The 25,633-nt window shown below is 71.1% G+C and carries 22 protein-coding genes; 10 read left to right on the top strand and 12 right to left on the bottom strand.

The annotated features are described in order from the left end of the window. Positions 1 to 174 precede the first annotated feature (174 nt). Both ACRAKH_RS16380 and ACRAKH_RS16375 read left to right on the top strand, forming a co-directional pair. Complete coding sequence (locus ACRAKH_RS16380) at positions 175 to 1,416, top strand: MFS transporter (RefSeq protein WP_380728498.1); 1,242 nt, start codon at positions 175 to 177, stop codon at positions 1,414 to 1,416. A gap of 109 nt (positions 1,417 to 1,525) precedes the next feature. Next, positions 1,526 to 2,386, top strand: coding sequence for an LLM class F420-dependent oxidoreductase (locus ACRAKH_RS16375; protein WP_380728499.1), 861 nt, complete (start codon positions 1,526 to 1,528; stop codon positions 2,384 to 2,386). 194 nt (positions 2,387 to 2,580) lie between these two features. On the opposite strand, the gene ACRAKH_RS16370 is transcribed toward ACRAKH_RS16375, so the two are convergent. From ACRAKH_RS16370 to ACRAKH_RS16360, 3 genes are all read right to left on the bottom strand, one after another. Next, the gene (locus ACRAKH_RS16370) at positions 2,581 to 3,213 is read right to left on the bottom strand and encodes an NADPH-dependent F420 reductase (protein WP_380728501.1); all 633 of its coding nucleotides are present in this window, start codon (positions 3,211 to 3,213) and stop codon (positions 2,581 to 2,583) included. 51 nt (positions 3,214 to 3,264) lie between these two features. Next, on the bottom strand, positions 3,265 to 3,858 hold the full coding sequence (locus ACRAKH_RS16365; RefSeq protein WP_380728503.1) for a DUF2306 domain-containing protein: 594 nt from the start codon (positions 3,856 to 3,858) through the stop codon (positions 3,265 to 3,267). 298 nt (positions 3,859 to 4,156) lie between these two features. After that, positions 4,157 to 4,453 carry a hypothetical protein gene (locus ACRAKH_RS16360; protein WP_380728505.1) on the bottom strand — a complete coding sequence of 99 codons (297 nt, stop codon included), beginning with the start codon at positions 4,451 to 4,453 and terminating at the stop codon, positions 4,157 to 4,159. A gap of 234 nt (positions 4,454 to 4,687) precedes the next feature. On the opposite strand from ACRAKH_RS16360, the gene ACRAKH_RS16355 reads away from it, so the two are divergent. Continuing rightward, positions 4,688 to 5,482 carry an SDR family NAD(P)-dependent oxidoreductase gene (locus ACRAKH_RS16355; RefSeq protein ID WP_380728507.1) on the top strand — a complete coding sequence of 265 codons (795 nt, stop codon included), beginning with the start codon at positions 4,688 to 4,690 and terminating at the stop codon, positions 5,480 to 5,482. 113 nt (positions 5,483 to 5,595) lie between these two features. Here ACRAKH_RS16355 and ACRAKH_RS16350 read toward each other — a convergent pair whose 3' ends face one another. The 9 genes from ACRAKH_RS16350 to ACRAKH_RS16310 form a co-directional block, all read right to left on the bottom strand. Continuing rightward, positions 5,596 to 6,021, bottom strand: coding sequence for a GlcG/HbpS family heme-binding protein (locus tag ACRAKH_RS16350; protein WP_380728509.1), 426 nt, complete (start codon positions 6,019 to 6,021; stop codon positions 5,596 to 5,598). A gap of 62 nt (positions 6,022 to 6,083) precedes the next feature. After that, complete coding sequence (locus tag ACRAKH_RS16345) at positions 6,084 to 7,355, bottom strand: PP2C family protein-serine/threonine phosphatase (RefSeq protein WP_447009921.1); 1,272 nt, start codon at positions 7,353 to 7,355, stop codon at positions 6,084 to 6,086. 60 nt (positions 7,356 to 7,415) lie between these two features. Continuing rightward, the gene (locus ACRAKH_RS16340; RefSeq protein WP_380721896.1) at positions 7,416 to 7,865 is read right to left on the bottom strand and encodes an ATP-binding protein; all 450 of its coding nucleotides are present in this window, start codon (positions 7,863 to 7,865) and stop codon (positions 7,416 to 7,418) included. Continuing rightward, positions 7,862 to 8,182 carry an STAS domain-containing protein gene (locus ACRAKH_RS16335; protein WP_380721894.1) on the bottom strand — a complete coding sequence of 107 codons (321 nt, stop codon included), beginning with the start codon at positions 8,180 to 8,182 and terminating at the stop codon, positions 7,862 to 7,864. Before ACRAKH_RS16335 ends, ACRAKH_RS16340 begins: the two co-directional genes overlap by 4 nt. A gap of 6 nt (positions 8,183 to 8,188) precedes the next feature. Further along, positions 8,189 to 10,237: a glycogen debranching protein GlgX gene (gene glgX, locus ACRAKH_RS16330; protein WP_380721892.1), complete on the bottom strand. Its 2,049-nt coding sequence runs from the start codon at positions 10,235 to 10,237 to the stop codon at positions 8,189 to 8,191. 3 nt (positions 10,238 to 10,240) lie between these two features. Continuing rightward, complete coding sequence (locus ACRAKH_RS16325; RefSeq protein WP_380721890.1) at positions 10,241 to 12,067, bottom strand: AGE family epimerase/isomerase; 1,827 nt, start codon at positions 12,065 to 12,067, stop codon at positions 10,241 to 10,243. Positions 12,068 to 12,256: 189 nt separating this feature from the next. Continuing rightward, on the bottom strand, positions 12,257 to 12,943 hold the full coding sequence (locus ACRAKH_RS16320) for a DJ-1/PfpI family protein (RefSeq protein ID WP_380721888.1): 687 nt from the start codon (positions 12,941 to 12,943) through the stop codon (positions 12,257 to 12,259). A gap of 10 nt (positions 12,944 to 12,953) precedes the next feature. Next, on the bottom strand, positions 12,954 to 14,564 hold the full coding sequence (locus ACRAKH_RS16315) for a thiamine pyrophosphate-binding protein (RefSeq protein WP_380721886.1): 1,611 nt from the start codon (positions 14,562 to 14,564) through the stop codon (positions 12,954 to 12,956). Between the two features lie 36 nt (positions 14,565 to 14,600). Continuing rightward, positions 14,601 to 15,425: a type 1 glutamine amidotransferase domain-containing protein gene (locus ACRAKH_RS16310; protein ID WP_380721884.1), complete on the bottom strand. Its 825-nt coding sequence runs from the start codon at positions 15,423 to 15,425 to the stop codon at positions 14,601 to 14,603. Positions 15,426 to 15,720: 295 nt separating this feature from the next. On the opposite strand from ACRAKH_RS16310, the gene ACRAKH_RS16305 reads away from it, so the two are divergent. From ACRAKH_RS16305 to ACRAKH_RS16275, 7 genes are all read left to right on the top strand, one after another. Then, complete coding sequence (locus ACRAKH_RS16305; protein WP_447009920.1) at positions 15,721 to 17,706, top strand: maltotransferase domain-containing protein; 1,986 nt, start codon at positions 15,721 to 15,723, stop codon at positions 17,704 to 17,706. A gap of 5 nt (positions 17,707 to 17,711) precedes the next feature. Continuing rightward, the gene (treS, locus tag ACRAKH_RS16300; protein WP_380721880.1) at positions 17,712 to 19,379 is read left to right on the top strand and encodes a maltose alpha-D-glucosyltransferase; all 1,668 of its coding nucleotides are present in this window, start codon (positions 17,712 to 17,714) and stop codon (positions 19,377 to 19,379) included. Further along, complete coding sequence (locus ACRAKH_RS16295; protein ID WP_447009919.1) at positions 19,376 to 20,644, top strand: maltokinase N-terminal cap-like domain-containing protein; 1,269 nt, start codon at positions 19,376 to 19,378, stop codon at positions 20,642 to 20,644. The genes treS and ACRAKH_RS16295 overlap by 4 nt, the downstream gene beginning before the upstream one ends. Beyond that, the gene (glgB, locus tag ACRAKH_RS16290; protein ID WP_380721876.1) at positions 20,641 to 22,767 is read left to right on the top strand and encodes a 1,4-alpha-glucan branching protein GlgB; all 2,127 of its coding nucleotides are present in this window, start codon (positions 20,641 to 20,643) and stop codon (positions 22,765 to 22,767) included. The genes ACRAKH_RS16295 and glgB overlap by 4 nt, the downstream gene beginning before the upstream one ends. Positions 22,768 to 22,893: 126 nt before the next feature. Next, positions 22,894 to 23,061, top strand: coding sequence for a hypothetical protein (locus ACRAKH_RS16285; RefSeq protein ID WP_380721874.1), 168 nt, complete (start codon positions 22,894 to 22,896; stop codon positions 23,059 to 23,061). Positions 23,062 to 23,137: 76 nt separating this feature from the next. Then, positions 23,138 to 23,758, top strand: a complete 621-nt coding sequence (locus ACRAKH_RS16280; protein WP_380721872.1) for an alpha-ketoglutarate-dependent dioxygenase AlkB — start codon at positions 23,138 to 23,140, stop codon at positions 23,756 to 23,758. A 187-nt stretch (positions 23,759 to 23,945) separates the two neighbouring features. Next, positions 23,946 to 25,538, top strand: a complete 1,593-nt coding sequence (locus ACRAKH_RS16275; protein ID WP_380721870.1) for a cellulase family glycosylhydrolase — start codon at positions 23,946 to 23,948, stop codon at positions 25,536 to 25,538. Positions 25,539 to 25,633: the final 95 nt, after the last annotated feature.

The raw sequence follows: 25,633 nt of genomic DNA, 5'->3' as shown, positions 1-25,633 counted from the left end.
CGAACACCCCCTTGCTTGGTTGATCCGACTGTATTACGGTTGGCCGCGCAATGCTAGGGATCGTTCCCTTACAACCGACGAAGTAGTCGGCCGGGGCCGCAGGTGGACGTCCGACGACGGAGCGGGCCGGAAGCCGGACGTCGGACCCAGAAGTTGAATCCGAGGAAGGTAGACATGAGTGCAGACCTGCGACCTGGCCTGAGCCAGTCGCGAACCAACCTGGCGCTGGCCGCCCTGTTCCTCGGCGCGTTCGTGATGGGCAGCGCCGAGCTCATCGTGGTCGGCATCCTGAACCTCATCGCCGGCGACATGAACGTCTCGATCGGCACCGCGGGCAGCCTGGTGACCAGCTACGCGCTGGGCATCTCGATCGGTGGCCCGATCCTCACCGCCGTCACGATCAAGTTCGCCCGCAAGCAGCTGCTGCAGATCTCGCTCGCGGCCTACATCCTCGGCAACGTCCTCGCCGTGGTCGCCACGAGCTTCGGCCTGCTGCTGTTCGCCCGCGTTCTCACGGGCTCGCTGCACGGCCTGTTCATCGGCGTCGCGTTCGCGGTCGGCGTCGGCATGATGCCGCCCGAGAAGATGGGCAAGGCGATCTCGTTCATCTTCGGCGGCGTCGCGGTGTCCACCGCGCTCGGCGTGCCGCTCGGCACCCTGATCGGCCAGAACTGGGGCTGGGAGGCCTCGTTCGTCGCGATCATCCTCACCGGCGTCGCGACCCTGGTGCTGGCGCTGACGGTGATCCCGTCGGTCCCGAACTCGGGTGTCGGCGGCTTCGGCGCGCAGGCCAAGCACGCCCTGGCGCCGAAGGTCCTGGCGGTGCTCGGCCTCGGCTTCCTGATCATGGGCGGCCAGTTCGCCGGCCTGACCTACCTCCAGCCGTTCCTGGCCGACATCACCGGCATCTCCGGCAGCACGATCGCGATCTTCCTGCTGGTGTACGGCATCGCGAACGCGGTCGGCACGTTCCTGGGCGGCGCGGCGGCGGACAAGAACGCCAGCGCCACCATCGTGATCGGCGGCATCGTCCTGGTGCTCACCATCGGCGCCCTGTACTTCGCGGGCTCCAACCCGGTGGTGGCCGCGATCGCGCTGTTCGCCTGGGGCATCGTCGGCTTCGGCATCGTCCCGTCGATCCAGTACCGCGTGGTCAGCCTCGCGGGCCCCGGCCGTGACTTCGCGGCGACCCTCCCGGCGTCCGCGGTCACCGCGGGCATCGCGGTCGGCGCCCTGGCCGGCGGCTGGGCCGTCGCGAGTGGCTCCACCGGCCCGATGCTGATCGCGCTGATCGTCTGCGCGGTCGGCGTGCTGGCCGCCTGGGCGACCAGCTTCCTCAAGCCCACGCCCGAGGCGGCCCAGGACGACCCCGCCGCGGCGCCCGCGGTGGTGGAGGAGAAGGCCGCGACCAGCTAGTCCGGTCGCTCTCCACCACGGGCGAGGCAGCGGCACCCCCCCGACCGCTGCCTCGCCCCACCGCGTTCACCACCAAGTCGCACCACCGAAGGCTTTGGAGCCAGGCATCATGCGCATCGGAGCGGTCTTCCCGCAGATCGAGATCGGCGACGACCCGGCCGACATCCGCGGCTGGGCGCAGTCCGTCGAGGAGATCGGCTACACCCACGCACTCGCGTTCGACCACGTGCTGGGCGCCGACGTGGCCACCCGCCCGGGGTGGCGCGCCTACACCAGCGAGACCGCGTTCCACGAGGTGTTCGTCCTGTTCGGCTACCTGGCCGCGGTCACCACCACGTTAGAGCTCATGACCGGCGTGCTCGTGCTGCCCCAGCGGCAGACCGCCCTGGTCGCCAAGCAGGCCGCCGAGGTCGACATCCTCAGCGGCGGACGGCTGCGGCTCGGCGTCGGCGTCGGCTGGAACCACGTCGAGTACGAGGCGCTGAACGAGTCCTTCACCAACCGCGGCGCGCGCAGCGCCGAGCAGGTCGAGGTGATGCGGCTGCTGTGGGCCAACCCCTCGGTGAACTTCGAGGGCAAGTGGCACCGCATCGACCACGCGGGCATCAAGCCGCGTCCCGCGTCCGGCCGCATCCCGGTCTGGTTCGGCGGCAACGCCGAGCAGGTGCTGCGGCGCGCCGGGCGGATCGGTGACGGGTGGCTGCCCCAGCGCGCTCCCGACGCCATCTCGGCCGCGATGGTCGAGCGGGTCCGCGAGCACGCGCGGAAAGCCGGACGTGACGCGTCCGAGGTCGGGTTCGAGCCGCGGCTGGTCCTGGCCGAGGTGCCCGAGCGGCAGTGGGCGGCGTTCGCCGAGGGCTGGCGGCAGCTGGGCGCCACGCACCTGTGCGTGAGCACGATGGGGCTCGGGCTGAAGTCGGCCGGCGAGCACGTGTCCGTGCTGCGCGACGTGCTGAAGATCCTGCAGTGAACGTGCGGAAGGGGCCTCCCGGCGAGGAGGCCCCTTCCGTGTGACGACTATCGGGCGCTCCGGTGTGGACGGTCACCGGGGCGCTGTCGGCGTGCCCGCACGACGTGGCCGCGAGGCCCGAGGGGAGGTCCCGCCCACGAGCGGGCGGGACCTCCGGGCGGACGGGTCAGGAGCGGACGTTCAGCGCCGTGTGGTCAGGGCACCAGGCGCAGCAGGGCTTCGGCGTCGGCGGGGCCGACCGGCTTGTTGAACACCGGGGTGCCGTACTCCTGCCGACGGCTCTCCGCCAGCGTGCCGGTGTCGACCGGGGCGAACCCGAACTGCTCGGCCAGCGCGAACACCGCGGCCTTCGCCTCCGGGTCGTCGCCGGCCACCGGGATCGCCAGCCGCTCGGCCGCGGGGCGGTCGGGCCTGCCCTCGTCACGCAGCCTGCGGTACCAGATGGTGTTGAACGCCTTGACGATCCGGGCGCCGGGCAGGATCTCCGCGAGCATCTGGCCGGACGTGGTCTCACCGCGGTCGAGCTGCGGGTACCGGCCGTCGCGGTAGATGTCGTAGTTGCCCGCGTCGACCACGATCCGACCCGTGAACGGTTCCGCGGGCAGCTCGGGGTACCGGTTGAACGGGATGGCGAGGAACACCACCTCGCCCGCCTGCGCGGCGTCCGCCACCGTGCCGGCCTTGGCGCCCGGCCCCAGTGGTGCGATCAGCTTCTCCAACGTCTCCGGCCCGCGCGAGTTCGCGATCACGATGTCGTGTCCGTTGCGGACGAGTTGCACCGCGAGCGCGCCGCCGATCTCGCCGGCGCCGACGATCCCAATAGTCATGATCAGTTCAGCTCCACCGGTTCCCCGGATATTCCCGATCCGCCACCGTTTTCACCCGGTCGTGACCGACGTCCGCGTGGCCCGGCGGGCCCGGCGGCGCGGCCGCAGCGAGATCCACTCCGCGATGATCAGGTGCACCACCAGACCGCCCCAGATGCCCGCCGAGTACGCCTCGGTGAACGTCCAGCGCGCGTCTGCGGGGTAGGTGTCCGGGGCGAGCATCTGGATGCCGAAGAAGTTCGCCATGAACATCAGCCGCGCGGTGATGATGCTGGTGGTCAGCGCGACGTTGCGCACCATCCAGCGCCGGTGGTCGTCGTAGCGGCCCTGCAGCGCGGCCCGGAACCCGACGTAGGTCGTGAACAGCCAGAGCACGCCGAGGGTGAACAGCGCCATGCGCAGCGACTGGCCCGCGCTGACGAACACGGCGGTCGGGATGGCGAGGATTCCGGACGGGATCACGCCGCCGAAGTAGTAGACGAGGCCGATGCGCCGGTGCACCTTCGGCCGGCTGTTGCGCAGCCACGGCCACACCTGGAACGGTGCCGTCACCATGGCCACCGACCCGAAGATGACGTGCAGCGCCAGCAGCGGGTACTGCAGCGGCACTTCCGGCCGCGGCGGCAGCGCCGTCGACTGGGACACGTCGAAACCGATGAACCTGACGAAGCTGTAAATTCCGAATGCGATGGAGTACAACCCGAAGAGAACCACCCACCACTGACTCCGCCAGGCTGACGGCGTCTTTCTCGCGGGTGTTTCGGGAACTGCGGGACCGGGCCGCTCCTCGTCGACTGCGGTCATCGGACACCTCCGGTTGGCGCTGGCCGCCGGACGGTGTCCCGGCGGCGGATCGTGAATTGCGAACGAATCGTTCGTGCTTGCCCGCCGCTGGGCAGCGTCGGGCCGGACGGCCGAGGGGAGCCGTCCGGCCCGGCGTCGATCAGTGCTCGACGAGCGTGTAGCTGCCCGGCTGCACCGTCGACAGGTCGATGGCGGCCAGGAAGTCCTGCGTCTCGGGCGCGCCGTAGAACGCCGAGATGACGGCCTGGGCGGCCTCCGGGCTCGCCCAGGTGACGATGATCAGCCACTCGCCGTCCTGGCTGATCGCGGACTGGCGCGACACGAAGCCGGTCTTCGGCTCCATGTACTCGCGCTGCATCCGGATGTTGATCTCACGGAACTTCGCCTCGTCGAAGCCCTCGACCAAGCGGAACCTGATGGTCTCGACAATAGCCATTCGCAGCCGCACCCCATTACTTGTGAGAGTGTTCGGACATCGCCGAGAACGTTACCGATGGATCCTCGGAAACCCCACGGGCACGCCGGCGGGCAACGGCACTACGTGAGTTCCGCCGATACGGCACGTAGTAGCCTGCGATAAGCTCCGCGCCGGTTTGAACGGCACATGGCGAATTATCCTCGACTTCCACGCGGCATTTCGGGTGCCACCTGGTAGCAACGAGGAGTGGACATGGATCTGCATCTTTCGGGCAAGGTCGTGGTGGTGACGGGAGCGAGCCGCGGCATCGGGCTGGCCGTCACCGAGGCCCTGGCCGGCGAGGGCGCGCTGGTGGTCACGGGTTCCCGCACGATCACCCCGGCCCTCCAGGCCGTCGTCGACGCCTCGGGCGGGAAGGTCCGCGCGGTCCGCGTCGACCTCTCCACCCAGGCCGAGGCGGACCGGCTGGTCGGCGAGGCGGTGTCGGCGTTCGGCGCCGTCGACGTGCTGGTCAACAACGTCGGTGGCGTGCAGCCCCGGATGGGCGGCTTCCTCGCCATCACCGACGAGCAGTGGGAGTGGGGCCTCGACGTCAACCTGATGGTCGCGGTGCGGTCGACCCGCGCCGCGCTCCCCCACATGGTGGGCAGGGGTTCCGGCAACATCGTGAACGTCAGCACGGTGATGTCGTTCCTGGCCGACCCCGACGTGTACGACTACACGGCGGGCAAGGCGGCGCTGAGCAACTTCGCCAAGGCGCTGTCCAAGGAGGTCGGCCCGAAGGGCGTCCGGGTCAACACGGTGAGCCCCGGCCCGGTCGAGACCGAGCTGTGGACCCGCGAGGACGGCATCGCGCCCGCGGTCGTGCGCGCGGTCGGCATCGACCAGGACGACTTCCTCAAGGAGATGGCGAGCCGGATGGTGACCGGCCGGTTCACCAAGGCGGAGGAGGTCGCCGACGTCGTGCTGTTCCTGGCGAGCGACCGCGCCGCCAACGTGCACGGGTCGGACTTCTTCATCGACGGCGGCATGATCACCACGATGTGAGCCCGTCACGGCGACGACGGACGGCGCCCTCGACCGAGGGCCCCGTCCGTCGTCGCGGACGTGGAACCAGTCGGCGCGGGCGGCGGCGCGGGCCACCCACACCGACCGGCGCATCAGGCGACCGCGACTTCGGCGGTCAACGCCTCCAGGGCGGCCTTGGCGATCGGCTCGTCCTCGCCGGCCTGACCGCCGGAGACGCCGATGGCGCCGACGAGGACGCCGTCGACCACGATCGGGACGCCGCCGGGGATGACCGCGACACCGGGCTGGCTGGAGAGGCCGGCGAGCAGGGTCGGGTTGCCGGACAGGAACTGGCCCAGGCCCGCGGTGTCGAAGCCGAGGCCCGCGGAGGTGACGGCCTTGCTGGTGGCGATCGAGCCGGCCAGGAAGGACGCGCCGTCCATGCGCGCGGACGCCTTGGTGTTGCCGCCCGCGTCGACGACGGACACGGCCACGGCCACGTTCAGCTGCTCGGCGTGCTCCAGCGCGGCGTCCAGCAGGCGGCGGGCGTCACGGAGGGACAGTGCTGCGTTGCTCAAGCTCTTGCTCCTACTCGACCAGGGGTACTGACGAGCGGCAGCTTAACGTTAGGGAACCATCCCTAACAAGTGGGCGCGTCGACGCGGTGCAGCCCCAGCATGGTGATGTCGTCGTGCTGCTCGGCGTCGCCGACGTGCCGCCGCAGCGCGTCGTCCACGACGTCCAGCAGGTCCTCCGCGGTGCGCCGGGGCGTGAGGGCGGCCAGCATCGCGGCCCAGCCGAACTGCCCGCCGTCCGCGTCGCGCGCCTCCACCACCCCGTCCGTGTAGACGAACAGCGAGTCCCCGGGGTTGAGGTGCGCGCGGCCGAGGGTGTACTCGCTGTCGGCGAACATCCCGATCGCGGGCCCGGTGGGCGGCAACGGGGTGCGGGTGCCGTCGGCGCGGACCACGACCGGCGGGTTGTGGCCGCAGTTGATGTAGACCAGCCCTCCCGACAACGGGTCCAGCACGCCGAAGAACACCGTGGCGAAGTAGCCCTGGCGCAGGTGGTTGCGGGCCAGGTAGCGGTTGGTGTCCCCGACGGCCTGGACCAGCGGCCCGGCGCCGAACGTCAGCCGCGGCGACAACCGCGAGCAGCCGTCGGACATCCTGGTCGCGGGCGTGTTCTCCGCGTTGTGCCGCAACAGGGTCCGGATCAGCGCCATGAACAGGGCGGCGCCGAACCCCTTGTCGCAGACGTCCGCGACGACGAACCCCAGCCGGCGGCCGTCGAGCAGCTCGAAGCCGTCGTAGAAGTCGCCGGCGACCATGCGGGCCGGCCGGAAGCGGGCGGCGAACTCCCAGCCGGGTGGCTTCGGCAGCACGTCCGGCAGGAAGCCCGCCTGCACGTCGTGCGCGACCGACAGGTCCCGCTCGTACTCGCGCACGGTGGCCTCGACCGCCAGCCGCTCCCCCGTCACCGTCAACCGGCTGCGCTCCCACGACGACGTCAGCCGGCTGCGCAGCAGCACCGGCGAGTACGGCGGGGTCACGTAGTCGAAGCCGGCGCGGACGCACGCCTCCAGCGCCGCCAGGTCGCCGTCGGCGAACACGAGCGTGCTGTGGTCCGCGCTGGCCTCGGCGAGGCGCCGGCCCAGCAGCGACACGCTGGGCAGGCCCAGCGACGCCGCGAGCAGCACCACGTCCGGCCGGTCGACGACCCCCGGCTGCTGCGCGACCTCGGCCGCCGACGCCCACCGCACCGCGAACCCGGCGTCCCGCACGGCGGCGACGACCTCGGCCGCACGGCTCTCCGCCGGGCCGACGACCAGCGCCACCGGCACGCGTCCCGCGCCACCGAGCCGCGGCGCCGCGCCACCCCGCCCCGCCAACACCCCGACCGGCCGACCCATCACCCCTCCACGTCCTTCACCCGACGTCCCGACGTCCCGACGTCCCGCCGCACCCGCGGTTCACGGCCCGCGGGTCCCGCGCTCGGAACCCGTGCCGCCCGGATCGCGTCCGGCCCGGCACACCACCATCGTGTTGCGGTTGCGGCCGTCCACGCGCTCGTAGTGGAACTCGTCGAGCCCCGCCATGGCGACGTGCAGCCCCAGCCCGCCCGCCGTCCGCTCCGCCGGGTGCGTCGCCAGCACGTGCGACGCGTCGTGGCCGCGCGGGTCGAACGGCGGGGCGCGGTCCTCCGTGCGGACCCAGACGCGGTCGTCGTCCACGCCGCCGCACACGACCAGGACGCCGCGCCCGCCGTAGCCGTGCTCGACGATGTTCGTCGCGATCTCGTCGGCGGCCAGCCGCAGCCGGTAGGCCTGCCCGCGGGTCAGCTCGGCGCACTCGGCGAGGCCGCGCACCAGGTCCGCGACCCGCGGCCCGACCGCGTCCGGTGTGGACACCTCCTCGGTCATGCCCCGGTCGGCTCCTGCATCACCACGCTGCGGTCGAACCCGGTGAGCCGGATCGTCTCCGCGACCTCGGGACGGGCGCCGACCAGCACGATCTCCACCCCGCGGCCGAGCTTCTGGTGCGCGTACACCAGGCTGCGCAGCCCGGCGGACGACAGGTAGGTCAGCTGGTCCATGAGCAGCACCAGCCGGTGCAGCTCCTGCGTCGCCACCTCCTCGATCACCCGGTTGAGGCGGCCCGCCGACTTGGACTCCAGCTCACCGCGCAGCCGGATCGTGGCGATCCCGTCCCACACGTGGCTCTTGGCTTCGAAACTCATCGTCCCTCACTCCTGTAGCGTCGGACGGGAGGTCAGCACCACCACCGACCGCGGTCCCGCCCACAGCCGCGACCGGTCGGCCAACGGCGGTTCCTGCCCCGGTTCGTGCACCACGCCCGCGCCCGTGTCGGCGAACAGGCGCCACTCGACGCCCTCCGGCAACGCCAGCTCCACGCCCTCCCAGTGCGCGTTCGCCGCCACGTACACCCGGTCGTCGCCGAAGCTCACCGAGGCGGCCAGCAGCCTGCTGACCGTCGACCAGTCGGGTTCTCCGGGCGTCGTCCCGTGCCACGTGACGTCCCGGCCGCCGGCCAGGTGCCCGCGCCGGCGCAGCGCCGGGTGGGCGGCGCGGAACGCGATCACCCTGCGGGTGAACTCGAACAGCTCCTCGTTGCGCCGCACCAGGTCCCAGTCGAACCACGACAGCTCGCTGTCGTGGCAGTAGGCGTTGTTGTTGCCGTGCTGGGTGCGGCCGACCTCGTCGCCCGCGAGCAGCATCGGCACGCCCTGGCTGGTGAGCAGGAGCAGCAGCGCGTTGCGCACCTGGCGCTCCCGCAGCGCCAGCACCTCGGGGTCGTCGGTGGGCCCTTCGACACCGCTGTTCCACGAGTGGTTGCCGGGGTCGCCGTCGCGGCCGTCCTCGCCGTTGGCCTCGTTGTGCTTCTCGTTGTACGCCACCAGGTCGGCGAGCGTGAACCCGTCGTGCGAGGTGACGAAGTTGACCGACGCGGCGGGCTCGCGGTCGCCGTACAGGTCGGGCGAGCCGACGAACCGGGTGGCCATCTCCCCCACCACGTCGTCGTCGCCCTTGATGAACCGGCGCAGCGCGTCGCGGTAGCGACCGTTCCACTCGGCGAACCGCCGGTAGCCGGGGAACGTGCCGACCTGGTAGAGGCCCGCCGCGTCCCACGCCTCGGCGATCAGCTTGCAGTCGCGCAGCACCGGGTCGTTGGCCAGCGCCTCCACCAGCGGCGGGTTCGCGAGCACCGCGCCGTCCGGCCCGCGGGACAGGATGGCGGCCAGGTCGAACCGGAAGCCGTCGACGTGGAACTCCGACGCCCAGTACCGCAGGCAGTCCAGCACGAACCCGCGCACCACGGGGTCGTTGCAGTTGACCGTGTTCCCGGTGCCGCTGAAGTTGTGGTACTCGCCGTCCGGGGTGAGCATGTAGAACGTGCGGTTGTCCAGGCCGCGGAACGAGATCGTCGGACCCCACTCGTTGCCCTCGGCGGTGTGGTTGAACACCACGTCGAGGACGACCTCGATGCCCGCCCGGTGCAGTTCCCGCACGAGGGTCTTCAGCTCGTCCACAGGGGACGGTCCGGCGGCGAAGGACGCCTTGGGCGCGAAGAAGCCCACCGTGCTGTAGCCCCAGTAGTTGTACCACCACGTGTCGGTGTCCGGGTCGTGCCGCGAGTTCGTGAACTCGTCGAACTCGAACACCGGCATCAGCTCGACGCAGTTCACGCCCAACCGCTTGAGGTACGGGATCTTCTCCACCAGGCCCGCGTACGTGCCCGGGTTCTCGACACCGGAGTTCGGGTGCCGGGTGAAGCCGCGCACGTGCGCCTCGTAGACGACCAGGTCCTCGTGCGCGATGCCGGGCCGCCGGTCGTCCTGCCAGTCGAACTCGTCCCGCACCACGCGCGAGCGCCACGCGGTCTGCGCGTACCGGACCGGCCGCACGCCCCACTCCTCCGCGCCCGCCAGCGCCTTGGCGTACGGGTCGGCGATCACCACGGTGGGGTCGAACCGGTGCCCGGCGGCCGGGTCGAACGGCCCGTCCACGCGGTAGCCGTAGTCGACGTCGTCGGCGTCGACGCCGAGCACCGTCATCGCCCACGCGCCGCCGACCCGGAAGTCCTCCGGGAACGGCAGCTCGGCCAGCACCTCCGCGTCACCGCGGCGGAACAGCACCAGCGTGACCGCGGTGGCGTGGTTGGACGACACGGCGAAGTTCACGCCGCCGGGGACGGGGGTCGCGCCGAACGGCAGCTGCCGCCCGGCGCGCACCTCGAAGCCGGCGACCCAGCGGGTCGAGAGGTCGGCGGTCACCGCTCACCCCTCGGCGGGCGCCAGGTGGGCCCGCACGGTCAGGTCGTGGTCGGAGTCGGGCAGGTTCACCGTCATCGCGACCGGGTCGAAGTCGGCGTACGGCCGACCGTCGACCTCGACCCACTCCAGGCGGGCGGACCCCGGCGGCAGCGCGTCCGGCGCGACCCGCAGCACGCGGTCCTTGAACCCGTCGGCGCGCGGCTTGAACCACAGCGACAGCGGTCCGCCGCCGAGCAGCAGCCGGCCGTACACGGTGGCCAGGAACGCCAGCTCCGCCGCGTGGTACATGGACATCGAGTGGCTGCCCTTCAGCCGCTCGGTGCCCAGCAGGTACGGGTGGCCGTCGGCGAGGACGTTGAAGTACACGCCGCCCTCGTCGTGGTCGAGGAAGAACGCGTTGTAGAACGCCTGAGCCTCGCGGCCGTGCTTCAGGAACTCCTGGTCGCCGGTGGTGCCGGCGAGGATCAGGTACGCCAGGATGGCCTGCTCCTGCTGCCACCACGCCTTGCGGTCGTGCCACACCAGCCGGTGCCGGTCCTGGCCGACGCCCAGCACCCGCTGCACCACGTCGTACCAGCCGCCGCGCTGCCGGTCGGCGCCGAACGCGGGCAGCGACCGGGCGATCCGGTCGGCCAGCACCGAGTACGACTCCTTCGACTTGATCGAGTTCATCCGGGTCAGGTTCCACGCGATCTTCATGTTGTGGCCGACGACCGCGCGGTCCTGCTGCCAGCCGTGGGAGCGGTCGGGCGACCAGTCGCCGTGGAACCGCTCCTGCACGAACGGGCTCGTGGCGTCCGGGAAGTGGTCGACGATCAGGTCGAACGTCTCCTCCAGCATCCGCGCGTGCCGCTCCTCGCCGGTGGCCAGGTACAGGTTGATCAGGTACGCGGGCGCGTGGTCGCCGATCGAGTTCCAGTTCTTGCGCGACCGGTTCGGCCCGAGCGACTCGTGGTGCGGGCTGAGCAGGATCGGGTCGATGTGCGAGTAGTAGCCGCCGCGCACCGGGTCCTTGAAGAACCGCTCGAACAGCCGCAGCGTGCCGTCGATGTCGGACGCGATGCGCGGGTCGCCGGTGATCCGGTACGTCTGCGTCGGCCCCACCAGGGCGTAGATCTGCTCGTAGGCGGGGATGGACTGCGAGTCGTCGCTGAACTCCGACGCGAAGCAGCGCGACTGGATGCCGTCGCGCACGTCGATGCCGTGGTACCAGTAGACGACGTTCTCGTCGCGGTCCACGAACCGCATGTTGTCCCGCAGGTACTCGGTGCCGCGCTCGGCGACGCCGAGGAAGTCCTCGTCGCCGGTGAGCATGTAGGCGCTGGCCATGCCGTACACGAGCCGGGAGACCGTGTCGGTCTCCTGCACGTGGTCGTCGGCCTTGTCGCCGCCCAGCCGCAGGATGGTGCGGTAGTCGGCGAAGTCCACCGGGTTCTTCGAGCCGAACTGGGCGTGCCGGTAGAACTTGGCCAGCTCGGCGAGCTGCCGCGGCCACCAGTCGGTCTCCTCGAACCGGTAGGCGTCCCCCGGCCCGACCAGCACGACCCGCTTCGCGTCGAACGTCGTGTCGCCCCGCTCGGGGTAGAACAGCCCGTACACGAACACGTGCCGTCCCGGCCGGAGCAGGTCGATCATCGGCTCCGTCACCGAGACGGGCTGCTCGCCGAGGTTGCGGATCATCTCCGCGTAGGTGTCACGGGTGACCTTCGCCCGCACCGGGCGGCCGTCGCTGGTGCGCAGGTCGAGCGCGCCGCGGGTGGGGTCGTACCCGACGACGTACCCGGCGACCAGGTCGGAGAACACGAAGTCCACGTTGTTGTCAGCGACCATCGGTCGTCCCATCTGTGGTCAAGTGCCGCCGCCTCGCGGACGGCGGGCTCGGTCGCCTGGAAGTCGGTCGTCCGAGGCTCCTCCCCTGCCGATCGACGGACGTGATCGACGGGAAGGAGCCTCGGACGACCGGCGCGACCTCGCGGTGGTCGGGTGGGCGTCGTTCCAGCACAAGGACTGTCGTCCGCGCTAGGCCCTGTCCTCGGCGGCGTGGCGCGGGGAGGGGGTCATGCCGATCCCCCTGAGCATCCGTTGCCTGCTGCGCATGCTGCCCACCGGAGTGCGGGCCGCGATGAGGTCGATCAGGGTGCGCGCGAACAGGTGGGCGGCGTCGGCGCTGCGGCCGGTGACGAGGTCGCCGTCCACCACCACGTCCTGGTCGGTGTAGACGGCGCCCATGTTGCGGACGTCCCCGATCAGGTTGTTGTGGCAGGTGACCCGGCGACCGGCCACCACCTCAGGGATCGGCGCCACGAGCCACATGCCGTGGCAGATGATCCCCTTGAGCACGCCCGGCGTGGCGAACGCGCGTTCCAGCAGCCGCACCGCGGGCGCCTTGGCGTTGACGTCCTCGCTGTAGCGCAGCCGGTCCGACACCATGCCCGAGGGCACGATGATCGCGTCGTACGTGCGCAGCTTGGCGTCGTCCACCGCCTCCAGGTCGCCGTCGACCGTCATCGGCACCTGGTACTCGTGACCGGTGAAGGTGATCGACTCCTGACCCCACAGCCGGGTCAGGTACTCGATCGTGGCGCCCTCCTCGGCGAACCTCCGCTCGTAGTAGGCGATCTCCGGCTCGACGTAGTCGGTCTCCATCAGGATCGCGATGGTGCGGCCGGACAGCTGGCCGTTCTCGCGACGCGGGAGAGTAGGCATCGTTCCCCCGCTACTTGGTGACCAGGTCGATCAGGAACGGACCGGTGGCGGTGAGCATGCGGCGCACCGCGCCCGCCACCTGGCTCGGCTTCTCCACCCGCATGCCGTCCACGCCGAGGGCGCGGGCCAGCTCCACGAACCCGATCTCCGGCCGGCCCAGGTCGAACCCGGACGGGTACTCGTGCCGGTCGATGCCGCGTTCCCGCCAGTACTGCTCGATGTTGAGGTCCAGCAGCTCGTAGCGGTGGTTGTTGCAGATGACGAACTTGGCGTTGACGCCTTCCCGGGCCGCCGTCCACAGCGCCTGGATGGTGTACATGCTGCCGCCGTCGCCGGTGAAGCCGATGACCTCGGCGTCCGGCCGCGCCATCTTCGCGCCGATGGCGCCGGGGATGCCGATGCCGAGCGACCCGCCGCGGGTGGAGAAGTAGTTGCCCGCCACCCGCGGCGGCAGGTACTTCGTCAGGCCGGGCGAGGCGGTGAGGGCCTCGTCGAAGATGACGAGGTCGCTGCCGCCCTGCTCGGCGAGCTCCGCCGCGAACAGCTCCATCATCGGCGCGTTGTGCTCCGGCCGCGGCCTGCGCCAGACGGCGGAGGAGCGGGCCGTGGGCCTGCGGCCGGCGGCGAAGAGCCGTTCGGCCAGGGCCGCCAGGGTGTGCTTCGGGTCCGCGGCCAGGGCCACGTCCACCGGGTGGTTCTTGGCGATCTCGTAGGTGTCCAGGTCGACGTGGACGATCTTGGCGTCGGCCCGGAACGGGTTGTGCAGGCTGGGGAACACCTCGGGGAACACGTACGTGCCGACGATCAGCACCGCGTCCGCGTCGGCGACCTGCCGCTCGCTGTTGGCGCCGAACATGTGCCCCAGCTGCCCCTGCCACAGCGGGTGCGTGTTGTCCATGTTCAGCTCGGACGAGTCCAGGCCCCACACCGGCGCGTCGAGCAGCTCCGCGACGCGGGTCAGCTCCTCCTGCGCGCCGGACACCGACACGCCGTCACCCATGAGGATCAAGGGGTGGTACGCGCCGGTCAGCGCGGCGGTCGCCCTGTCCAGATCACTCGGGACAGGGACGACCGCCTGGCTGGGGATCGTGCTGGGACGCACGGGTTCGGTGTTCTCCGCGTCGAGCACGTCCATCGGCAGCGCCACGAAGACCGGGCCGCGCGGGGCGGTCATGGCGGTCTTCACGGCGCGGCGCAGCGTGCGCAGCAGCGACGACGGGTGGGTGACGCGGGTGGCCCACTTGGTCACCGGCTTCGCCATGGCGACGAGGTCGGTGGCCATCTGCGAGTCCATCGCGTCGTACCGCACCCCGGCCTCGCCCGCGATGACCACCAGCGGTGAATGACCGCGCATGGCCTGGTACAGCATGCCGACGCCGTTGCCGAGCCCCACCCCGGTGTGCAGCTGGACCAGTGCGGGGCCCGCCGTGGCCCTGGCGTAGCCGTCGGCCATCGCGATGGCGACGGTCTCCTGCAACGCCAGCACGTACTCGAATCCCGGCACGCCCTCCAGGATGTCCAGGAAACCCTCTTCCACGGTTCCCGGATTCCCGAACATCCGGGTAAAGCCATCGGCGACGAACTGCTCGAAGATGGCTACCTTTCCCGGCCTTGCGGTCATGACCGATTTCCTTCCCGGTTCGTATGGGCTAGCGGATCACCAACCGAATCGGCGCAGACCCGATTCGAGGACTTCGACGAGCTTTTCGCCGGCCGGGAACGAGTCCGGCGTGGAGCGGGCGGTGATGAACGGGTAGTCCACGATCACCGAGACTTCCTTGCCGACGTTGCCGTGGTAGGCGCCGTCGGGGCCGGTCGCGTCGCGCAGGATGTACTCCAGCGGGTACGGCGGCGGGCCCATGTTGAAGTCGACGCCGATGAAGCCGGTGCCGTCCTTGTAGTCGTACTCCTTGCAGTGGCCCGTGACGTGCTTGCCCCAGATGATCGACTTGCGGTCCTCCCAGTCGCGGGCGAACGCCAGCGGCGCGACGCCGTAGCACTCGCCGACGATGGGCTTGTCGGCGCGCAGGAACGCGAGGATCAGCTCGTGCAGGCGCTCGTTGTTGGCCAGGTCCACGATCGGGCCCGAGCCGCCGACGATCACCATCGCGTCGAACTGCTTGATGTCGTCGTCGAGGTTGCCCAGCTCGCGGTTGTAGGCCTCGATCTTGCGCAGGAAGTCCGACTCGCTGAAGTACGGGCGCTCGGGGATCCACTCGGCGAGGCTGATGGGGTTGTCGAGCCGGGACGACTCGTCCAGCTCCTTGGCCGCCACCGCGACCTCCGGCGTGGTCACCGACCGGCCCAGGGGCGGGTCGATGTAGCCGGGGTCGAGGCTCGGCGGCAGGGCTCGGGCCCGCGCGCCCGTGGGCGTCGCGAAGACCGACTGGTAGCCCTGCTCGTCGAACGTGGCGACCGGGCCGAGCAGTTCCTCGCCCCAGTAACCGTATTCCGAGAGGACGATCAGAATCTTCTTCGTCATCGTTTCTCCGTGGCTGGTGTCGACAGGCTGCGGTGAATTCGCCTGCCGAGGGCAAGTTGACCAGCGCGACCCCGTGACAACAAGGAACGCGGTGGCCTGCGGCGTCACTCCGTGCAGTGCGCCCGGAAGTTAACGCGAAACCGCGGCCGGACGGCGCCCGCATACTTCGTCATCTCGCCGCCCCGACCCGTCATTGTCGCTGGTCACGAACTTTCCGAACCGATCGAGCAGTGCCCGGCGCCGTTCTCCCGGTGCGGCATCCTTTTGTTTGATCCACCGAGAAAGGACGGCAGCAATGTCCGGCCGAATCTATGTCGAAGATGTGACGCCGGTGGTCGCCGCAGGACGTTATCCCGCGAAAGCAGTCGTGGGAGAGCACGTCCCGGTGACCGCGGCGATCTGGCGAGAAGGGCACGACGCCGCGGGCGCGACCGTCGTCTGGCGCGGTCCCGGCGACCGGCAGGCGCGGCACACCCGGATGGACCTGGTCGACCCCGGCGCCGACCGCTGGGCGGCCGCGATAGCCCCGGACGTGCCCGGCGCGTGGACGTTCCGCGTGGACGCCTGGTCGGACCCGTGGGCCACGTGGGCGCACGCGGTGCGGGCCAAGCTCGACGCCGGGCAGGGCCCGGAGGAGCTGGCGAACGACCTGGCCGCCGGGGTCGCCCTGCTGCGACGGGCGACCCTGCTGAAACGGCCCCGAGAGGAGCGCACCGCGCTGCTGGAGGCGGCCCGCGCGCTGGCGGACCCGTCGCTGCCGCCCGGCCGGCGCGTCGCCGCCGCGCTGGCCGACGACGTGGCGCGGGGCATGCGGGAACGCCCGGTGCGCGACCTGGTCAGCCGCGGCGACACCCACCAGCTGTGGGTGGACCGCACCCGCGCCGTGTTCGGCTCCTGGTACGAGTTCTTCCCCCGCTCCACCGGGGGGTGGGACGCGGACGGCAAGCCCGTGCACGGCACCCTCGCCACCGCCGCCGACGCGCTCGAACGCGTCGCCCGGATGAAGTTCGACGTGGTGTACCTGCCGCCGATCCACCCGATCGGCGAGGTCAACCGCAAGGGCCGCAACAACTCCCTCACCGCCGAGCCCGGCGACGTCGGCTCGCCGTGGGCGATCGGCTCGCGCGACGGCGGCCACGACGCCGTCCACCCCGAGCTGGGCACGCTGGTCGACTTCAAGGCGTTCGCGGACCGGGCGCACGAGCTGGGGCTGGAGATCGCGCTGGACCTGGCCCTCCAGTGCGCGCCGGACCACCCGTGGGTCGCCGAGCACCCCGAGTGGTTCACCACCCTGGCCGACGGCACCATCGCCTACGCCGAGAACCCGCCCAAGAAGTACCAGGACATCTACCCGCTGAACTTCGACAACGACCCCGAGGGGTTGCGCGCGGAGATCCTGCGGATCGTCCTGCACTGGGTCGGGTACGGGGTGCGGATCTTCCGGGTCGACAACCCGCACACCAAGCCGCCGGACTTCTGGCACTGGCTGATCTGGAAGGTCAAGCACGACCACCCGGACGTGCTGTTCCTCGCCGAGGCGTTCACCCGGCCGGCGAGGCTGTACGGGCTCGCCCGCCTGGGCTTCGACCAGAGCTACACCTACTTCACCTGGCGCGACACGAAGGCCGAGCTGACCGAGTTCGGCACGGAGATCGCCGCCCACGGCCACGAGGCCCGCCCCAACCTGTTCGTGACCACGCCGGACATCCTGCCGACGAGCCTTCAACTCGGTCTGCCCGCGATGTCCGCGCTGCGCGCGACCCTGGCCGCGACCCTCGCCCCGACGTGGGGCGTCTACTCCGGCTTCGAGCTGCACGAGCACGAGCCGCTGCGCGAAGGCGGCGAGGAGTTCCTCGACTCGGAGAAGTACGAGCTGCGGCCCCGCGACTTCGAGGGCGCCCTCAGGGAGGGACGTTCCCTCGAACCGTGGCTGACCAGGCTCAACGAGCTGCGCCGCGCCCACCCGGCGTTGCGGCAGCTGCGCGAGCTGCGCTTCCACGACGTCGACAACGACGCCCTGATCGCCTACTCGAAGACCGACCCGGCCACCGGCGACACCGTCGTGTGCGTCGTGACCCTCGACCCGCACCGGCCCCAGGAGGGCACGTTGCGGCTCGACCTCGCCGCCCTCGGCCTGGACGAGCAGTTCACCGCCCACGACGAGGTCAGCGGCCAGACCTGGCGCTGGGGCCGCGAGAACTACGTCCGGCTCGACCCCGCGGTCGCCGTGGCCCACATCGTCGACGTCGGTCACCCCGCACGTCGCAGCGAAGGAGCGTGACACCCATGTCCCTGTCAGACGACCCCGGCACCGCGGACTGGTTCAAGCGCGCGGTCTTCTACGAAGTGCTGGTCAGCGCGTTCGCCGACGCCAACGGCGACGGCATCGGCGACCTGGCGGGCCTGGAGTCCAAGCTGGACTACCTGGAGTGGCTCGGCGTGGACTGCCTCTGGCTGCCGCCGTTCTACGCCTCGCCGATGAACGACGGCGGCTACGACATCAGCGACTTCCGCGCCGTGCGGCCCGAGTTCGGCGACCTCGCCGACTTCGTGCGCCTGCTCGACTCGGCGCACCGGCGCGGCATGAAGGTCATCACCGACCTCGTCATGAACCACACCTCCTCGGCGCACCCGTGGTTCCAGGAGTCGCGGCGCGACCCCGACGGCCCGTTCGGCGACTTCTACGTGTGGAGCGACACCGACCAGCGCTACGACGAGACGCGGATCATCTTCGTCGACACCGAGAAGTCCAACTGGACCTGGGACCCCGAGCGCGGCCAGTTCTACTGGCACCGGTTCTTCTCCCACCAGCCCGACCTGAACTACGACAACCCGGCCGTGCGCAGCGCCATGATCGACGTGCTGCGGTTCTGGCTCGACCTCGGCATCGACGGGTTCCGCCTCGACGCCGTGCCGTACCTGTTCGAACGCGACGGCACGAACAACGAGAACCTGCCCGAGACGCACGACTTCCTCAAGTTCGTGCGCAAGGTCGTCGACGACGAGTACCCCGGCCGGGTCCTGCTCGCCGAGGCCAACCAGTGGCCCGCCGACGTGGCCCACTACTTCGGCGACCCGGACGTGGGCGGCGACGAGTGCCACATGGCGTTCCACTTCCCGCTCATGCCGCGCCTGTTCATGGCCCTGCGCAAGGAGTCGGCGCTGCCGGTGTCCGAGATCCTGGCCCGCACCCCCGACATCCCGGACAACGCGCAGTGGGGCATCTTCCTGCGCAACCACGACGAGCTGACGCTCGAGATGGTGTCCGACGAAGAACGCGAGTACATGTACGAGCAGTACGCGCCGGAACCGCGCATGAAGGCCAACGTCGGCATCAGGCGCCGCCTCGCGCCCCTGCTCGGCAACGACCGCGCCCGGCACGAGCTCCTCACCGCCATCCTGCTGTCCATGCCCGGCTCCCCCGTCCTCTACTACGGCGACGAGATCGGCATGGGCGACAACATCTGGCTGCCCGACCGCGACGGCGTGCGCACCCCGATGCAGTGGACGCCCGACCGCAACGCCGGGTTCTCCACCGCCGACCCCGGCCGGCTGTGCCTGCCGGTCGTCAGCGACAAGGTCTACGGCTACCAGGCCGTCAACGTCGAGGCGCAGTTCCCCGTCGAGGCGTCCCTGCTCAACTGGACCCGCGGCATGCTCGCCGTCCGCCGCGAGCACCCGGCGTTCGGCCTCGGCACGTTCGCCGAAGCCGACGTGTCGAACACCGCCACCTTCGCGTACCTGCGCCGGCACGGGGACGAGACGTTGTTGTGCGTCTTCAACTTCTCCCGCCACCCGCAGCCCGTCGACGTCAAGCTCCCCGGCCTCGACGGCGCCGTCCCGGTCGAGCTGACCGGCGGCGTGCGGTTCCCCGCGATCTCGGGCGAGCGCTACCAGCTCACCCTCCCCGGCCACGGCTACTACTGGTTCCGACTCGAAGGCGGTGTGTCATGACGACCGCGGTGGACACCCTGACCGACGCGCTCACCCGCTGGCTGCCCCGGCAGCGCTGGTACGCCGCCAAGGACCGGACCCCGGACCTGGTGCACGTCGACCGCGTCACCACCCTCCTCGACGGCGACCCGACGCTCCTCCACGTCCTCGTCTCCGTCGACGGCGAGCGCTACCAGCTCCTACTCGGCAGGCGCGCGTCGTTGCCCGCGGCCCTCGCCGACGCCGCCATCCTCGACACCCCCGACGGCGTCGTCTACGCCGCCACCCACGACGGCGAGCTGATGTCCCGGCTCCTCGGGCGCCTCCACGGCGCCGTCGACGGGCCGGTGTTCGAACCCGAACCCGGCGCGCGGATCGCGTTCGACCTGCCCGCCCGCGTCGTCGGCGTCGAGCAGAGCAACACGTCGCTGATCTTCGGCGACCGGTACATCCTCAAGCTGTTCCGCCGCGTCCTGCCCGGCGCGCACCCGGACGTGGAGCTCCACCGCGCCCTGCACTCCGTCGGCGCGCGGCACGTCGCCCGGATGCTCGGCACGATCACCACCCGCGTCGACGGCGTCCCGGCCGCCCTCGGCATCCTGCAGGAGTTCCTGCCCGACGCCCAGGACGGCTGGACCCTCGCCACCACCGACCGCGCCGCGTTCGGCGACGAGGCCACCGCGCTCGGCCGCGCCCTCGCCACCGTGCACACCGCGCTCGCCTGCGCGTTCGGGCCGCGCAACATCGCCGTCAACGACCTGTCCGACACCGCCGACCGGCTGCGCCGGCGGTTCGCCGCCCTGGCCGACGGCATCCCCGAGCTCGCGCCGCACGGACCGGCCCTGCGCGCCGCGTACGACCGCCTCCGCGACGCCCGCGGCCCGTTCACGCTGCAACGCGTCCACGGCGACCTGCACCTGGGGCAGGCGCTGCGCGCGGGCGGCCGGTGGACGTTGATCGACTTCGAGGGCGAGCCCGGCCGGCCGCTCGCCGAGCGCAACGCGGCCCGCCACCCGTTGCAGGACGTCGCCACCATGCTGCGCTCCTTCGACTACGCGGCGCACCACGGCGGCGCGTCCGACACCGCCTGGGCGCAGCGGATGCGCGACGCGTTCTGCGCGGGTTACGCCGAGGTCCTCGCCGACCCGCGCGACCAGCCCGTGCTGCTGCACGCCTTCGAGCTGGACAAGGCCGTCTACGAGGTCGCCTACGAGCGGGCCCACCGGCCGGACTGGGTCGGCATCCCGCTCGGCGCGATCACCCGCATCCTCGGGACGGCGTCATGACCGCCGTGCTGCCGGCCCGCGACGAGCTCGACCGCCTGCTGGTCGGTGACCACCGCGACCCGCACGCCGTGCTCGGCGCGCACCCGGCCGGACCGGACACCGTCGTCCGCACCGTGCAGCCCGGCGCGCACGCCGTCGCGGTCGTCGCCGACGGCGTGCGGCACGACCTCGCCGACCTGGGCCACGGGCTGTTCGCGGGCACCGTCCCCGGTCGGGTCACGGCCTACCGGTTCGAAGTCGAGCGCGACTACGAACTCCGCGTGGTCGAGGACCCGTACGCGTGTCAGCCGACCGTGTCACCCGCCGACCTCGACCTCATCGCTCGAGGCAGGCACCCCCGCCTGTGGGACGTGCTCGGCGCGCACCCGCGCGACCGCGGCGTCGCCTTCGCCGTCTGGGCGCCCAACGCCCGCGGCGTCCGCGTCGCCGGCGACTTCGACGCGTGGGCCGGCCGCGGCACCCCCATGCGCCACCTCGGCGCGGGCGTCTGGGAGCTGTTCGTCCCCGGCGTCCGGCCGGGGTGCCGCTACAAGTTCCGCGTCCTCGGCGCGGACGGGAACTGGCACGAGCACGCCGACCCGCTGGCGTTCGCGACCGAGGTCCCGCCCGCCACGGCGTCCGTCGTCACGACCTCGACCCACCGGTGGCGCGACGGCGACTGGCTCGCCCGCCGCGACGCCACCGACTGGCAGCGGGCGCCGATCAGCATCTACGAGGTGCACCTCGGCTCGTGGCGCGTCGGCCTCTCTTACCAGGACCTCGCCGTCGAGCTGGGCGACTACGCGCAGGAGATGGGCTTCACCCACGTGGAGCTGCTGCCCGCCACCGAGCACCCGTTCGGCGGGTCCTGGGGCTACCAGGCCACCTCCTACTACGCGCCGACGTCCCGGTTCGGCACGCCGGACGACTTCCGGTTCCTGGTCGACCACCTGCACTCCCTCGGCATCGGCGTCATCCTCGACTGGGTGCCGGCCCACTTCCCCCGCGACGCGTGGGCGCTGGCCCGCTTCGACGGCGCGCCGCTCTACGAGCACCCCGACCCGCGCCGGGGCGAACACCCCGACTGGGGCACGCTCGTGTTCGACCTGGGCCGGCCCGAGGTGCGCAACTTCCTGGTCTCGTCGGCCCTCTACTGGCTGACCGAGTTCCACCTGGACGGGCTGCGCGTCGACGCCGTCGCCTCGATGCTCTACCTCGACTACTCCCGGCCGCCCGGCGAGTGGCTGCCCAACGAGCACGGCGGGCGGGAGAACCTGGAGGCCGTGGCGTTCCTGCGCGAGCTGAACGAGACCGTGCCGCCGGGCGTCCTGGTGTTCGCCGAGGAGTCCACCACCTGGCCCGGGGTGACCAGCGAGGACGGCCTGAAGTTCGACTTCAAGTGGAACATGGGCTGGATGCACGACACCCTGCGCTACCTGGGCGTCGATCCCATCGAGCGCGTCCACCACCACGGCGGGATCACCCACTCGATCGAGTACGCGTGGAGTGAGCGCTACCTCCTGCCGCTGTCCCACGACGAGGTGGTGCACGGCAAGGGCTCGCTGTGGCAGCGCATGCCCGGCGACGACCACCGCAAGGCCGCGGGCGTCCGCGCCCTGCTCGCCTACCAGTGGTCGCACCCCGGCAAGAAGCTGCTGTTCATGGGCGGCGAGTTCGGCCAGCCGTGGGAGTGGGACGCCGACGACTCGCTGGCCTGGTGGCTGCTCGCCGAGCACGGCGGCATGAACTACCACCGCGGCGTCCAGCGGATGGTCGCCGACCTCAACGAGGTCTACCGGCGCGAACCCGCCCTGCACACGCTCGACGGGACGCCGGAGGGGTTCTCGTGGCTCCGCGCCGACGACGCCGCGAACAACGTGATCGCGTTCCGGCGGCACGGCGCGGACGGCTCGGAACTGGTGTGCGTGGTCAACTTCGCGGGCGTGGCGCACCACGACTACCGGCTGGGCCTGCCGCGCGCGGGCCGCTGGCAGGAGGTGCTGAACACCGACCTGCCGGACTACGGCGGATCGGGCGTGGTCAACGGCGCGGTGACGGCGGACGGCGTCCCGATGGACGGCCAGCCGGCCTCGGCGGCGTTGCGGCTGCCCGCGGGCGGGGTGGTCTGGCTGTCGCCGGCGTGAGCGAAAGGGGCCTGGCCTGCGCGGACCGGGCCCCTTTCGGGTGGCGTCGATCGTTTTCCCAACCCTGGCCGCACCTCGCCCCGAACACGCGTGTAACTTCCGTCCAAACGGGGTAGAGGATCTTCCATGAGCAGCACACCTATCTACGACGAGCTGGCGGCCATCCTGCTCGCCGACCACCCTGGCACGGCCGACGCGGCCGCCTCGGGGAAGCAGAACGCCGAGCCCTCGGACGAGGGCTCCAAGCAGGTCCGCACCGGTGGCAGAAGGCGCAAGCCCGAACCGGACGCCTGATCTTTAAGTTAACACTGAAACAATAGAGTGCACTACGAGTCGAACGCGTGTTCGATTCTCGGGTTATGCTGCCCTCATGCAGGTGTCGCTGTTCGACGACGGCGCGGAGCCGCCCGGCCTGCGCCCGCTGACCTCCGTGCGGCGGACGGTGCTGGGCGACGGCGCGTGGGTCGACGTGCTCCCCGGCTGGCTCACCGGCGCGGACGCGGTGTTCCGCAGGCTCGTCGACGAGGTGCCGTGGCGCGCCGAGCGCCGGCAGATGTACGAGCGCGTGGTCGACGTGCCGAGGCTGCTCTGCTTCTACGACGAGGACGCGCCGCTGCCGGACCCGGTGCTGACGCGCGCCCGCGCGGAGCTGACCGCGTGGTACGGCGAGGAGCTGGGCGAACCGTTCCGCACGGCCGGGCTCTGCTACTACCGGGACGGCCGGGACTCCGTGGCGTGGCACGGTGACACGATCGGGCGAGGCTCCACCGAGGACACGATGGTCGCCATCGTGTCCGTCGGCACGCCCCGCGCGCTGGCCCTGCGCCCGCGCGGCGGCGGCGGCGCGACCGTGCGGTACGCGCTGGGCCACGGCGACCTGATCGTCATGGGTGGCTCATGCCAGCGGACGTGGGAGCACGCCGTGCCCAAGGCGTCCCGCGCGGTCGGACCGCGGATCAGCGTCCAGTTCCGGCCTCGCGGCGTGCGCTGACGCCCGCGGACGGGAACCGGACGGAGCGACCGAAACCGGACCCCGTATTCCACCCCGTTCGGCCCAACGCCGCGTCGTCGCAGGTAGTGCGCCGGATTCTGGTCCTTGAACACCTCGACCGCCGTCACTACGCTCCGCCTGGGAGCGCTCCCAGAGCACGTTGCGAACATCCTCAAAGGAGAGCGGTATGCGGCAACGGAGATCGATCTTCGGCGCCCTGCTGACGGCCGCGGTGGCCGTCAGCGGAGTCGTCGCGGTCGCCACGGCGGGACAGGTCACGGCGGCCCCGGCAGGCGGTTACCTGCACACCGCGGGCAACAAGATCGTGGACAGCACCGGCGCGACGGTCCGGCTGACCGGCATCAACTGGTTCGGCATGGAGACCGACAACAAGACCTTCCACGGGCTGTGGTCCAACCGCTCGTGGAAGCAGCAGCTCGACCAGATGGCCCAGCTCGGGTACAACACGCTCCGCGTGCCCTTCTCCAACGACGCGCTCAAGCCCGGTGCGACGGCCTCCGGGGTCAACGATTACGTCAACCCCGACCTGACCGGCCTGTCCCCGTTGCAGATCCTGGACAAGGTCGTCGACTACGCGGGTCAGAAGGGGATGCGGATCATCCTCGACCGGCACCGCCCGACCAGCGCCGGGCAGTCCGCGCTCTGGTACACCGCGACCGTCCCGGAGAGCACCTGGATCAACGACTGGAAGATGCTGGCCGAGCGGTACAAGGGCAACACCACCGTCATCGGCGCCGACCTGCACAACGAGCCGCACGCCGAGGGCACCAACCCCAACGCCACCGGCGCGTGCTGGGGCTGCGGCGTGGTGGAGCGCGACTGGCGGCTGGCCGCCGAGCGCGCGGGCAACGCCATCCTGTCCGTGCAGCCGAACTGGCTGATCTTCGTCGAGGGCGTGAGCTGCCCGAGCGGCGGTCTGTCCGACACCTGGGACAACGACCCGTCCAACGACGAGGACTGCGGCTGGTGGGGCGGCAACCTGTCCAAGGCGGGCCAGTTCCCGGTGCGGCTGAGCGTGCCGAACCGGCTGGTCTACTCGCCGCACGAGTACGCGACCTCGGTGTTCGAGCAGAAGTGGTTCAACGCGCCGGACTTCCCGGCGAACATGCCCGCGATCTGGGACAAGTACTGGGGCTACCTCTACAAGAGCGGCACCGCGCCGCTGATGATGGGCGAGTTCGGCTCGACGCTGGCCAACCCGAAGGACAAGGTGTGGCTGGAGAACCTGATGGCCTACACCGGCAAGGGCGTGGACGGCATCTCGTTCACCTACTGGTCGTGGAACCCGAACTCCGGTGACACGGGCGGCATCGTCGGCGACGACTGGACCACGGTCAACCAGGCCAAGCAGTCGATCCTCCAGCCGTACCTGATCCCGCCGACGGGCGGTGGGACGACGACTACCACCACTACGACCACCACCACGACGTCCAACGGCAACGGCTCGGGCGCGTGCAAGGCGGTGTGGCGGCAGGACAACGCCTGGCAGGGCGGCTTCCAGGGCTCGCTGACGGTGACCAACAGCGCCACCGCCGCGGCCAACCCGTGGAAGGTCGTGTTCACCCTGCCCGCGGGCGTGACCATCGGCAGCGGGTGGAACGGCACGTTCAGCCAGAGCGGCACCACCGTGACGGTGACCGCGCCGTCCTACGCGCCGTCGCTGGCGCCGGGCGCGTCGGTGTCGCTCGGGTTCACCGCCAACGGCACGGCGAGCGCGCCGTCCGGCGTGACGCTGGGCGGGGCGGCCTGCACGGCCTGAGGTAGGGCCACCGGGGGCCGCGGCGACACCGCCGCGGCCCCCGTCGCACGAGCGCCGCCGCCATGATCGACCCTCAGTTTCCCGGTGGTACGTTC

The sequence above is a fragment of the Saccharothrix hoggarensis genome (genome assembly GCF_052936025.1).
Note: the sequence above shows the minus strand (reverse complement) of the source record. Positions and strands in the feature narration are given on the sequence as shown.